We start from the raw sequence: 13,462 nt of genomic DNA on the forward strand, positions 1-13,462 counted from the left end.
AGGAGTGACACCATTTGTTTACTTTAAGTATGGAAAATTTAATGCCATTGGGAGCATCATTTACAACGCAGGAAATCAAGCAGCAGCCTGAATTATGGGGCGAAACATTTACATTGTATTCGAAGAAGAGACTTGAAATTGAAGCATTTTTACTGAACCTGACAGAAAAGCACGATACTATCCGGGTCATTTTTACAGGGGCCGGAACTTCCGCGTATGTCGGTGACACCATTACCCCATATTTAAAAGAAAGAGTCGATGAGAAAAAGTGGAATCTGATAAGTGTTCCAACAACAGCAATTGTGTCAAATCCTTACCAATTTTTAAAGGCAGACATCCCAACATTATTGATTTCCTTTGCGAGAAGCGGTAACAGTCCGGAAAGCGTTGCAGCAGTGGAATTAGCAGAACAAGTGATAACGGACCTCTACCAGATTACCATCACCTGCTCAAAGGAAGGAAAGTTAGCACAACGGGCAATAGGGGATGACAGCAACCTCCTACTATTGATGCCAGAAAGATCTAATGATCAAGGCTTTGCGATGACAGGAAGCTATACCTGTATGACCCTAACAGCGCTGCTTATCTTTGATTCCATATCTGTGGAAGAAAAATTGACCATTGTTGAAACCATCCGCCGCATGGGTGAAAGTGTAATTAACAGGGGAGCAGATATTGAAAAAATGATTGTTTCCGATTTTGAAAGGATTATTTATCTTGGCTCAGGTGGTTTTGAGGGCTTGGCAAGAGAGGCACAATTAAAAATTTTGGAGTTAACTGCTGGTAAAATTTCCACTTCCTTCGATTCATCACTTGGATTCCGCCATGGCCCTAAATCATTTGTGAACGAAAAAGCCATTGTATTTGTGTTTGTTTCGAACCAACCGTATACACGCCAATATGATTTGGATATGTTAAATGAATTGCGACAGGATCAAATTGCCGGCTATATTTGTGCAATCGCCGTGGACGGAGAGACCAATTATGCTGGTGATACGTTCTTATTCGACAGCGACGCCCGCAACATACCGGATGCCTACTTATCACTGCCGTATGTCATGGTTGGACAAACGCTCGCTCTTTTATCTTCAATTAAGGTAGGAAATAAACCGGATACCCCTTCACCTAGTGGAACGGTAAATCGTGTTGTACAGGGTGTAACGATACATGAATACAAGTAAATTAAGGGATAGGAATGCATCTGATTCCCATTCCTAAACAGAGGTGCAGCTATGGAGCAATTTGTGTTTGCAGACAGATTTTTTCTTGAAGATGGGGTGTCAGGCCCCGGTTATTTGGAAATCACAAAGGGAAAGTTTGGTTCCTTTTTTGTGACCTTGCCGACTGAATCGGCTGATGTCATCGATTATGCGGGAAAATGGATTGCCCCTGGTTTAGTTGACACTCACATTCATGGCTTTAAAAATCACGATATCATGGACAACGACCTTGAGGGTTTGATGGAGATTTCTGAAGGGCTGCTTTCGTGCGGCGTGACTTCTTTTTTGCCAACCACGCTAACTTCTTCGCCCAATCTATTAAACGAAGTAGTGGCGATGATTGGGAAAAATTATACAAAAGTGAAAGGTGCCAAAATAAAAGGAATCTTTTTAGAAGGCCCATTTTTTACAGAAAAACACAAAGGTGCCCAAAACACAAAGTATTTTTGTGATCCTTCAATAGAAATGCTGGAATCGTGGCAAAAGTATTCCAATCATTTTATTAAAAAGATTGCACTAGCTCCCGAAAGGAAAGGGGCAATGGAATTTATTGAACATGCAGTTAACGATCAGGTAACGGTGGCACTGGCGCATAGTGATGCGACGTATGCTGTGGCGAAAGATGCTGTCGAGAAGGGTGCTTCGATTTTTGTCCATACATTTAATGGCATGAGCGGGCTGCATCATCGTGAGCCAGGTATGGTTGGAGCCGCGATGAGTCTGCCGGAAGTGTTTGCCGAAATCATTTGTGACGGTCACCATGTTCATCCTGCTGCCGCTAATATTTTAATGAATGCCCGCGGCAGGAAGGAGACGGTTATGGTAACTGATTGCATGATGGCAGGCGGTATGCCGGAAGGCCGCTATCAGCTCGGAGAATTCCCTGTCGAGGTGAAGAACGGGGCTGCCCGGTTGGAGACTGGCAGTTTAGCAGGAAGTATTTTGCAATTAAAAGAGGCTGTCAAAAATGCCGTTGATTGGGGAATTGCGGCACCCGAGGAAGCCATCTATATGGCCAGTACAGCGCCAGCTAAAAGTGTTGGGATCGATGGGGAATGCGGCATGATTGCGACTGGATATGATGCCGATTTTATCGTTCTGACACCTGAGCTTGAATTAACGGCCACGTATCTTGATGGTGTTTGCCGGTTTCAAGCTGAAAACTTTATGGGAAAAGAGGGAGTCCGATGATTTTAGCAGTCACGATGAATCCTTCCGTTGATATTTCCTATCCTATTCATGATTTCAAGCTGGATGATGTTAATCGTGTTGAAAATGTTCGTAAAACCGCCGGTGGAAAAGGATTAAATGTGGCCAGAGTCGTCAAACAGATGGGGGAGGATGTTTTGGCGACAGGAGTAATTGGCGGAACCATTGGCGATTACATTATTCAGGAATTGACGAAAAGTGATATCAGGAATCATTTTTTTAAAATTAATCAAGAATCAAGAAACTGTATCGCGATCCTCCATGATGGCAAGCAGACAGAAATCCTTGAATCCGGACCAATCTTATCGGAGGAAGAAGGAGCCAACTTTTTAAAAGTTTATCGGGAACTACTGTCCGAAGTTTCCCTTGTTACCCTTTCGGGGAGCCTGCCGAAAGGGCTTGAATCTGGATTTTACCGGCAGATGGTTGAAATTTCCTGGGAGAAGGGAATTCCCGTGATTGTGGATACATCAGGGGAGCCGCTCCGCCAAGTTTTGACTCATGATGTAAAACCTTTCGCTATCAAACCGAATATCTCTGAGTTATCCCAGCTTCTTGGCATAGAAGCGGAAGAGAGCATAAGCAGCTTAAAGCTATTGCTAACAAATGAGTTATTTCATGGAATTGAATGGATTGTCGTTTCGATGGGCGGGACCGGCGCGTTTATAAAGAATGGTGGAGATTTTTACCGGGTTACCATTCCTGCTATCAACGTCGTGAACCCTGTTGGCTCCGGTGATGCCGCTGTTGCAGGATTAGCGTTTGCCCTGAAACGAAAGCAACCCGTTTCGGACATCCTGAAAACCGCAATGACGACGGGAATGCTCAATGCGATGGGGGCGGAAACCGGTTATATAGATCATAAGAAGTTCGGTCAATTTTTTGAAATGGTAGAAGTTATCAAAATAGATTAATAGAGGTGATTTTCGTTGTTAGAATTAACAGAAAGTAAAGTAGCAGCTCTAAAGCGTTTGTCGGATGAAAATGGGATTATCGGGGCTTTAGCAATTGATCAGCGCGGTTCATTAAAGAAAATGATTGCAGCAGGAAGTTCTAGTTCTATTGGAGATGAAGGCATCATCCGCTTTAAAGAATTGGTTTCTGAAGAATTGACACCCTATTCAACTGCTATTCTATTAGATCCAGAATATGGACTGCCCGCTGCAAAGGTTCGCAGCAAGGAGGCTGGTTTATTGGTTGCTTATGAAAAGACCGGGTACGATGCAAAAGCACTAGGACGTTTGCCTGATTTATTGCCAGAGTGGTCCGTGAAACGATTGAAGAACGCCGGTGCAGATGCCGTTAAATTTTTACTGTACTATGATGTGGATGAAGACGAAAAAATTAACGAATATAAGCATGTTTATATGGAACGAGTCGGGTCCGAGTGTGTGGCAGAAGACATTCCATTCTTCCTTGAAATTGTGTCTTACGATGCCAAAAATGATAATGTGAAAAGTAAAGAGTATGCAAAAGTGAAACCGCATAAAGTAATTGAAGCAATGAAGGAATTCTCCCAACCAAAGTATCATGTCGATGTATTAAAAGTAGAAGTTCCAGTGGATATGAAATTTGTTGAAGGCTTCACGGAAGGAGAGATAGTCTATAGTAAGGAAGAGGCAGCTTCCTTTTTCAAAAAGCAAAGTGAAGCTACTGAGCTGCCGTTTATCTTCTTGAGTGCGGGAGTAAGCGCGAAACTATTCCAAGAAACATTGAAGTTTGCCAAAGAATCTGGCTCTACCTTTAATGGCGTGTTATGTGGAAGGGCAACTTGGAAAGACGGCGTCGCACCTTTTGCTGAAAATGGGGAACAAGCGGGTCGTGACTGGTTAAAAGATACAGGTATAAGGAATATTGAAGAATTGAATGCTGTGTTGAAAGAGACCGCCAGCTCCTGGTTCGCTAAAGCGAATTGACAAGACTGCTATTTTTGAAAATTACCAAAATTGGATAATCTTTTTAAGCGAACAGTGCCGGGTTCTGTTCGTTTTTTTTATGCAATTCACTAAAAAACAATATAACTAAAAATTTGGACAATATCTTTGTTGTGGAAGCGTTTTAATAAAAGTAAGCTAGATTACATGTAGAGGGTGGTGTTTTATGTTAGTCATCTTCTTCTATAAAAATAGTAAATTCAAAGGAGGAGAGGAATTGAGCAGGAACAATTACAAGAGATTTAGCTATACACTGCTTGCAATTGTGTTATTTTTGCCAACGTTCTTGACGGGATTTATTCCGCCGTTACATGCGATTGCAGAGGTGACGAATCCATGGGTCACGATTTCTGCTGGCGGAAATGAAGTAAATGAAATGACCGCCCAGAATGGGAAGGCCTATGCAAGGCTTGGAGCTGGTGCAGGAAATGACAACGGTGCAAAAGCTGCCATTTTTCAAGAAAAAAATAAGACAGCTCTAGAAAAAGGAACGATGGAATATACCTTTATTCCACAATTGCAAGGAGCAGATACCAGATTTGGATTCTATCCTCATTATATTGACCCTAACAACTTTGTATTTGTAGGTTATGACTCATTTGGGTGGTTCTATGAATACAAATATAAAGGCACCGGAACCTGGTTAAACACTAGACCAAGCGTATCATTACCTGAAGCAGGATCTAAACATTCTATTAAAATTGATTATAGCGGAACCACTTTCAATGTTACTTTAGATGGCCAAGATTTATTTGGACCTGTTACTTTACCAAATGATGTAAATAATCTGCTTGCAGGTAAGGAAGCGGTTAAACTTGGTGCTTTTGGAGGAAAAAACAGCCAAGTCCTCATTGAATTGGGAGATGCTCCAGGAGAAGCAGGACCAAGCCCAGGTGACCGTGAACTTGTTGACATTACGGATAACCAACTGACAGAAGGAGATTTTAAAATTATCTCTGGTGACGGAGGTATTACCTATAATGAAGATGGTTCAGCAACCTTCAAGGTTACCTCAACCCAAAAGAATCGAATTGTCTACAATAAAATGGATGGAATAAAGAATGGTATTTTTGAAGCGGATATTACTCCAGCAACTAGCACCATGAACCGCTTTGGTCTCATCTACCGTGTTCAAAATCCATCTGCCTACACGTATGTGGGAACGGGAGATCAGAACAATCAGTATTTTGGCGAGATCTTTGGCCCTGCTAACCGTTGGACGGATATGACCTCAGATGTGCCATTGGAAGCCAATAAAACTTATCATCTACGCCTGAAATTCATAGATGATTCAGCAACCCTTTACATTAATGATAAAAAGGTAAATACTTGGTCATTGGCAGGCGGTGTCGATAAAGCAGGTTTACTTGGATTTGAAAAAAGCCGCGGGGCAGCTAACATTACGATTTCAAACATTAAAATTAAGGAATATGTTCCACCTAAAGCACCAAATACTCCACCAGTTGAAGATACTATAAAGTCAGACTATTTGGATGTCATAATTGACCAAGTATTCCCACGTGTCATCGAATACCGGGTTGGCAATAAGGTTATGGGAGGACAGAAATCCCCTGTTTACGGATTGAAAGTGAACGGTACGCTTTACTATCCTGAAGTAAGTTTTGAAAAACTGAGCGAAAGTGAAGCACTGTATACTTTAAAAGTGAAGGATGAAATTGAAAACCTTGATGCTGTTTTCAAAGTTTCATTAAAAGTCAACAAAAATAAAGTAATTTATACTTTTGAGGATATTACCAATGACGGAAGTGCAAAAATTGAAACGGTGGAATTTGCTGATCTAAACTTTATCTCCGTCAATTCTTCTCAACCGAATGCGAAAGCAAAATTAACAAATCTTAGCGGTGATGTTACGAAACCGGGGGATGTTGATGTCACTGTCGATTCATCGATGGGGGGCATTGGGTCATCAGAAAGCTACTATACTGGTTTCCTATCAACGGATCAATTGAGTGCAGGTGTATGGTCCAGTTCCGAAGTCAATGGCTACCGCAACCTAGTAGCTAATCGTTATCAAAATGAAGATGGCACGAAATCGATTGGGATTGGTTCAAGTTTGCTTTATTATCAAAGAGAATTTATGCCGAAACCGCAAGTAGTAAAACCTACTGTGAAAATTGCAATTGCTGACGATTTGAATCACGACAATGAAATTGACTGGCAGGACGGTGCGATTGCTTACCGTGAAATCATGCAGGACATAAAAGGATCAGAAAATGTAAACAACCTTGTCGGCACACGCATTGCCATGAATTTTGGATCACAAGCACAGCAGCCATTCTTAAAAACATTGGATAATGTTAAAAAGGTAGCACTCGCTACAGATGGATTGGGTCAGTCCGTTCTGTTAAAAGGATATTCGAATGAAGGTCATGATAGTGGGCACCCGGATTATGGCGATGCAGGTGAACGGATTGGCGGCGCTGAAGATTTAAAAACTCTTATTCGTGAAGGCCATAAGTACAATTCTGAATTTGGTGTCCATATAAATGCCCAAGAAACGTATCCTGAAGCCAAAGCTTTTAATGAGGATTTTATTGATAGTCCAAATTCCAAGGGCTGGGGTTGGTTAGATCAATCCTATACTATTAATAAATTAAAAGATTTATATTCTGGGACGCGTGCCAAAAGGCTGGATGAATTAAAAACTGCTGCACCAGGTCTTGACTTTATTTATTTGGATGTATGGTATCAAGATCAGTGGGAATCAGATCGAATTGCAGAGCAATTTATGAATAGAGGCTGGCGAGTCTCAACTGAGTTTGGTACTTCAGTGGCCAATTATTCTACTTGGCAGCACTGGGCTACAGATAAGAACTACGGTGGACCAACAAGCAAAGGAATCAACTCTGAAGTCCTTCGCTTTATAAGTAATCACCAAAAAGATTCCTGGGTGTTGAATTGGCCTGAAGCAGGCGGAACGGCTGATCACCCACTACTTGGTGGTTTTGAATTAGCCGGTTTCGAAGGATGGCAGTCGGATAAGAACTTTGACCAGTTTATCCGCATGACCTTCGATACCAATCTGCCGACTAAATTTTTACAAAAGTATTATGTTACCGATTGGACGGATGTACAAGGTGACAAAACCAAAACCAACTTGGAAAAGGAAATTAAATTGGAAGACCCAAGTAATGGGGATGAAGTTGTTGTAACTAGAAAAGACAATTCTAGAGAACGAGTGATTACACTTAATGGAAATGTGGTCCTTGATGAACATTCGTATTTAATTCCTTGGGTGGAACAGGATTTTGAAAATCCTACTCCTGCTGCTGAAAAATTGTATCATTGGAATTTGGAAGGTGGTACTACAACCTGGACATTGCCTGATGGATATGTTGGTCCATCTAAAAAGGTTTACGTGTACAAAGTGACTGATAAAGGCCGAACTGATGTGCAGAAAGTCGAAGTGGTCAACAATCAGGTAACCTTAACAGCTGAGGCAGCAACGCCATATGTAGTTATTCCGGACAAAAAGGGGAAGGGCTTACAGGTCGACGATTGGAGCAAGGGAGCTCATATCTATGACACAGGATTCAATTCTGGAACAGTCAAAGATGAAAATACAAAAGTTGCTGGAGACAAGGATGCCGTCAGTGTTATGAGAACGAATCAAACTAGAAATGCCCGTAATTTGAGCAGCGGTGACTATTATTTGAATATGGAAAGTCCATCAAAGAATACAACCGTTTCCCGTACCATTACTAACCTGGTGCCAGGTAAAGATTATGTGGCAGAAGTCTACGTAGAAAACAATAGTGATGTAAAAGCCGGAATCAAAGTAACCGACGGGGAAAAGGATGCAAGCAATTACACATTACGCAGCCTGCAAAAGAATTATGTAAAAGCAGACTCACATGCTTCAAATGATGGCTACACTAGCAAAATGCAAAGAATGCAAGTAAGCTTTACGGCTGCATCTAAAAAGGCTGAACTCATTCTCAGCCGCGAGGCCGGAGAAGGAATAACCAAATTTGACGATATTCGCATCGTTCAAAAATCCGTGAATAATAAAGTATCGTCTAACGTATTTGAGCAGAATTTTGAATCGGTCGTGCAAGGAATTTACCCATTTGTTATAGGGAATACGGAAGGGGTAGAAGACAACCGAATTCACTTGTCTGAATTACATGCACCGTATACACAAAAAGGATGGGCCGGCAAAAAATTAGTAGATGATGTTATCGCAGGAAATTGGTCTGTTAAAGTCAATACTGGAAACAACGGCTTAGTGTATCGCACCATTCCTCAGCACTTTCGCTTTGAACCGGGAGTAACCTATAGAGTAACCTTTGACTATCAAACCACTGCTTATGCTTATCGCTTTATCTCAGGTGATCAAGAAATTGATTATCATGATATTGCGGATGCAAAGGGACTGAGTTTGAATAATACACTTCCAGCTTCTACCGATACAAAAAGGGCTGAGTTTACTATTACTGGTTCGGCGAACGGGCAAACATATATTGGAATTTTTAGTGATGGAACGAGTTTGAATGGAGATACTGGAGCAGGAACATTTATTTTAGATAACCTACGGATTGAACAGGTCAGCAACGGAACATTGCCTAAGATTGATAGTCCGTATACTATGGAAAAATAGAAAAGAGAAGAGAAACCAGCACGGATTAATTTAAAGTCAATCCAAGCTGGTTTATTTTATTTTAAGGAATTCGGAGGTAGATGTGCAGGAAAAAAACTCCATGTGAAGTGATGCCCCCTGAACAAATCCCCTAAAGTTGTCTCCAAACTGAAATACAATTGACATCTTATTAAAAAATTCCTTTGATAAAATTGTAACAATTGGGACTTAAATTCAAACTTATATTCGAATCGTATGAGGAATAATTATGCCTCTTTACCATATGAATGACATAGAGTGGTTGCCATTGGAGGGAATTTTAATGACGTTAGAGAAGCAATTGAAACAAAAGAAATACTATGAAATGTTCATTAATGAGCATGAAACTATTCATCCGATTCAGGTTCTTGGAGAAGCCTTTCAGGAGGAAGCACAAAAGGATTTACCCGACCTATCTTACATACGCTTTGCACAAGGGGAAGTGTATTTTCACCATAAAGATTATGAAACGGCGATTTTTAAGTGGGAAAACATTGTCAATGAACTGGAACAGTGGGCGAAGAAAAATACGGCAGATGCCTACTATGAGCTGGGAATGTTATCAACGGCGGAAGATCTTTATAGTGCCATAGAAACAGAAGATCTTACATTAAAAACGGAAGTAGCCTTACAGCTATTTTCACTCTATCTTGAACGCGGAAAGCTGGAGGCGGCTGTTGCGATTATCAAAAGAACAATCAACTCTAACCCTGATTATCCGAATGTGACCGAAATCGCCCGGGCATTCTTCGAAGAGCAGGGGGACTGGAACAATGCCGTTGAACTGGCGGTGAATGAAGCCAAGCGGACGGAAGCGTTAGAATGGTTTGAAATTCTGCATACATATGTAGAAAATGGTGTAACGAAAAACTTTGATCCAAGTTATTTTTCGCATGCCTTAAGCATCTTGTTTAATCTGAATAAAAAAAGCTTTGAACAGCTTGTTTCTTCATTGTGGAATAGCTATCAGGATGAAGAATCTTATTTTGTTTGGTTGAGGGAAATCAATCACTTGCTCCTCAATCTTGATTTAAATCGTAATGAAAACTATCAAGAGCTTTCAAAACGACATAAAGAAACGTATTTCACCTTTATTGATGGCAGGTATTATATAAATCAGCTTCAGGATATCATTCCAGACTTGCTGACGAATTGGCACCGGTTGGCTGACAATGCGAACAGTGTATTGGCGTCTGCAGCTGTCCTTTCTTGGAATGAACTTTTTCCAGCGAGCATCAGCCAGTCCATCGTTAGTGAAGCTGAAAAATTAATCAGTATAACCGAAACGGATATGGATGAGCTTGACGAGTGTCTGTCACTCTTTGATTCCATATTGAATTGGGCTCAGGAGCATGACATGGGTGAGAATAATCGTGTCAAGTGGCTTGCCCAGCAGTTGGTTGATTTTGATACCCAGCATATCCTTCTTGCCGGGTTTAAAGGAAGCGGAAAATCTTCCTTTATAAACACGGTTCTCGGTGCCGAATTACAGGATGGGTCAACATCGTCTGTTGTTCTGTTCAAAGACGCTGAGGAAATGGCCATAACCGAAATCACTGACAGGGAGATTAACAATCTAAATGGTTTAGAGGAATTCCAGGAAAAAATGGATCGAAGACGAAATGCGTTAGAATCCATCATAGAATTAAAGCGTCCAATGCCATTTTTTAAAGATAATAAGGTTGCGTTCCTGGATACTCCTGGGCTTACCGGGTCGCTCCATTATGACCGCTATGAAGTGCTGAAGAACCTGCAGATTGCCGACACAATTCTTTTTGTGGTAGATGCCAATGCTTCGTTTACGGATAAAGAGTGGGCAGCACTTGGGCAAATACAAGAGATTGCACCGGATATTCCAATTCATTTCTTGATTAGCAAAATGGAGACTATTCCTAATGAACAGGAAGCACATAAAATTTATGATGACATAAAAGCCATGGTCAACTCCTATTTACATGATGCTAAGGTATTTGCATTTTCTACACAATATGAACAAAATCAGCAAATGAAAGAATTAAAAGTGTTTATTCAGTCCATTAAAAATACTAGAAATCTAGCGGATAAACGCCTTGCAAAGCTGTTGTATTTTATTCGGACAACAATCGCCAGTCTTTTGCAAAAACGGATTGATGTTGAAAATCAGTTAATAGAATCGATTCGCTGGAACGAAGAAATGCTGATCAAGCTAACTGGTGCGGTGAACCAACTAAATGATGCCGAAATACAAAGAACCAAATCAGCCATAAAATCGTATCGGGCAATAAAGGAATCCATTGAGACAGAAATTTCAGTGGCTGTGCCAAAAATGCTCCGAGAGTGCTCTTCTCTAATCAAGGAAGACAGTGATTTTAGTAAAATTCATCTTATGCTCAATGATGAGATGAATAATAGGCTGCAGGATTATTTGGAGCAAAAGGTAATGCCGAAATATTACAGATCACTTCAAGATTGGATTGAGCGTTCAGATGACGAGTTTAAGGAAAACCAAGAATTTCTTGTTGAGATGAGAGATGGATTTAATCAGATGTACGGGGAAGAGCGGTTGGAGCTTGAGTGTGATTTTAGGGTGCTCGATGATTGGCGCCGCGATACAGATAGGATGACAACCAGGTTCCAGTTGGAAACAGTCAATATCCTGCTGCGCCGAACTCCTTCACAATTTTTATTAAAAAGTGCAGGGAAGCTTCTGGGGGCAATTTCGCAAAATAAAGCCATGCTTTTCAACAAATACCAATCCTTTATAGAAAATGAAGACTATTCTGAAGCAATCGCTGCCGTGAATAAGCAGTTTTTCCAGCCATTTGAGATGTTTGAAAAATCATTAGAGCGCGATGTTACCTTATTTTTCAAGGGTCCAAAGGCCATTTTAAACCGTTCTGTTGAAGAAGCACGTTCAGAGATTCAGAAGAAAAAAGAAATGCAAGAAAAGATGAATGAGAATCCAGAAATGTTCCGCGACCCTTTAACCTTATTTGACGTAAGGCTGCGCCAATTCGAATGGATGACCGTTGCGGGAAAGGGAATGCAAACAATCTATTAATATGATTAAACTGGGGGATGCCTTAAGGGCATCCTCCTTTTATTTATTTACAAGACTGGTATTTTGTTTCCTGTACGTAATATAGATTACTTATGGAAAATCCATTGCTCATTCGGATTTCCCGTGATAGCCTATTGATAATTGTTTCTACAAAAGGAGGGAAAACTCGTGATAAAAATAACCGGTTCTCAAACAGAAGCAAAAGTATTTTCTAATTATCCTCAGGAGACGGCGCTTGAACAAATACACGAGCTGTGTAATCAAGCTTTCTTAAAGGATACAAAGATTAGTATTATGCCAGACTATCATGCTGGAAAAGGATGTGTGATTGGAACCACCATCCAGCTTAAGGATAAGGTAGTCCCGAACCTAGTAGGTGTTGATGTCGGATGCGGCGTATTAACGGTTAAGCTGCAGGATAAAAAGGTTGATTTTAATAAGCTGGATCAGGTCATTCGGACCTATGTGCCAAGCGGCATGGAGATACATTCTGATGAGACTGCTCAGTTTATTAACACGAGTTTTCCATCTGAGGAAGAATTTAAAGCTCAACACATTCTAAGCCAGAATAAAAGCCGATATAGCCTAGGAACTCTTGGCGGCGGCAACCATTTTATCGAAGTCTCAGTCGATACCGATGGCTACCACTATTTAACGATTCATACTGGCAGCCGCTATGTGGGCGCTAAGATTGCCACCTATTATCAAAAAGTAGCGATTTCCAAGCTCAGGAACCATGATTTAACGGACATGATTGAAAAATTAAAGGCTGCTGGGCGTCAGAAAGAAATTCAAGCTGCCATTCAGGGCTACAAAGAAATCAATCCTGTCATTCCAAATGATTTAGCCTATTTGGAGGGCGAGGATTTTGACCATTATATTCATGACATGAAATTGGCACAGGCGTTTGCGAAGGCAAACCGTGAAGAAATTGCCAGAGCAATAACGAAGAATATGGGCTTTGAGGAGCAAGACCGTTACGATACCGTCCACAACTATATTGATACAGATAACTTGATTTTACGAAAGGGAGCTGTTTCAGCGCAGAAGGGAGAACGTCTTATCATTCCAATCAACATGAGAGATGGGTCGATTTTAGCTGTCGGAAAGGGCAACGAAGATTGGAATTATTCAGCGCCGCATGGCGCGGGCCGTGTCCTTAGCAGGACAAAAGCGATGAAAACGCTAATTATGGATGATTTCCACAATACGATGAAGGGCATTTGGACGACATCTGTCTCGGAAGAAACATTGGATGAAGCACCGATGGCTTATAAATCGATGAAAGAAATTTTAGAAAAAGTGGAAGAAACAGTTGAAATTGCAAGCATTATTAAACCAGTTTATAACTTCAAAGCCAGCGAAAAATACAGTCCGGCAAGATATAAGAAATAACTAAAGGGCTGCTTCGATTGAAGCA

General features: G+C 41.0%; 7 protein-coding genes. All 7 read left to right on the forward strand.

The features are described 5' to 3' along the window. Window positions 1-14: 14 nt before the first annotated feature. The 7 genes from LC455_RS07590 (at window position 15) to LC455_RS07620 (ending at window position 13,437) form a co-directional block, all read left to right on the forward strand. A complete protein-coding gene (locus LC455_RS07590) occupies window positions 15-1,181 on the forward strand; it encodes an SIS domain-containing protein (RefSeq protein WP_223589535.1) in 1,167 nt (388 codons plus the stop codon). A 51-nt stretch (window positions 1,182-1,232) separates the two neighbouring features. Beyond that, window positions 1,233-2,411: an N-acetylglucosamine-6-phosphate deacetylase gene (gene nagA, locus LC455_RS07595; protein ID WP_223589536.1), complete on the forward strand. Its 1,179-nt coding sequence runs from the start codon at window positions 1,233-1,235 to the stop codon at window positions 2,409-2,411. Further along, the gene (lacC, locus tag LC455_RS07600; protein WP_223589538.1) at window positions 2,408-3,343 is read left to right on the forward strand and encodes a tagatose-6-phosphate kinase; all 936 of its coding nucleotides are present in this window, start codon (window positions 2,408-2,410) and stop codon (window positions 3,341-3,343) included. Before nagA ends, lacC begins: the two co-directional genes overlap by 4 nt. Before the next feature lie 15 nt (window positions 3,344-3,358). Next, complete coding sequence (lacD, locus tag LC455_RS07605) at window positions 3,359-4,345, forward strand: tagatose-bisphosphate aldolase (protein ID WP_223589540.1); 987 nt, start codon at window positions 3,359-3,361, stop codon at window positions 4,343-4,345. A 235-nt stretch (window positions 4,346-4,580) separates the two neighbouring features. Next, a complete protein-coding gene (locus LC455_RS07610; RefSeq protein ID WP_223589541.1) occupies window positions 4,581-8,984 on the forward strand; it encodes an endo-alpha-N-acetylgalactosaminidase family protein in 4,404 nt (1,467 codons plus the stop codon). A gap of 301 nt (window positions 8,985-9,285) precedes the next feature. Continuing rightward, the gene (locus LC455_RS07615; protein ID WP_223589543.1) at window positions 9,286-12,042 is read left to right on the forward strand and encodes a dynamin family protein; all 2,757 of its coding nucleotides are present in this window, start codon (window positions 9,286-9,288) and stop codon (window positions 12,040-12,042) included. A gap of 168 nt (window positions 12,043-12,210) precedes the next feature. Continuing rightward, a complete protein-coding gene (locus LC455_RS07620) occupies window positions 12,211-13,437 on the forward strand; it encodes an RtcB family protein (RefSeq protein ID WP_223589544.1) in 1,227 nt (408 codons plus the stop codon). Window positions 13,438-13,462 lie beyond the last annotated feature (25 nt).

The organism is Neobacillus bataviensis, assembly GCF_019969725.1.

Excerpts from the sequence above, each read along its gene's own strand:
- LC455_RS07615 (WP_223589543.1), top strand. The coding sequence starts at position 9,286 with ATGACGTTAGAGAAGCAATTGAAACAAAAGAAATACTATGAAATGTTC.
- nagA (WP_223589536.1), top strand. The coding sequence starts at position 1,233 with ATGGAGCAATTTGTGTTTGCAGACAGATTTTTTCTTGAAGATGGGGTG.
- lacC (WP_223589538.1), top strand. The coding sequence starts at position 2,408 with ATGATTTTAGCAGTCACGATGAATCCTTCCGTTGATATTTCCTATCCT.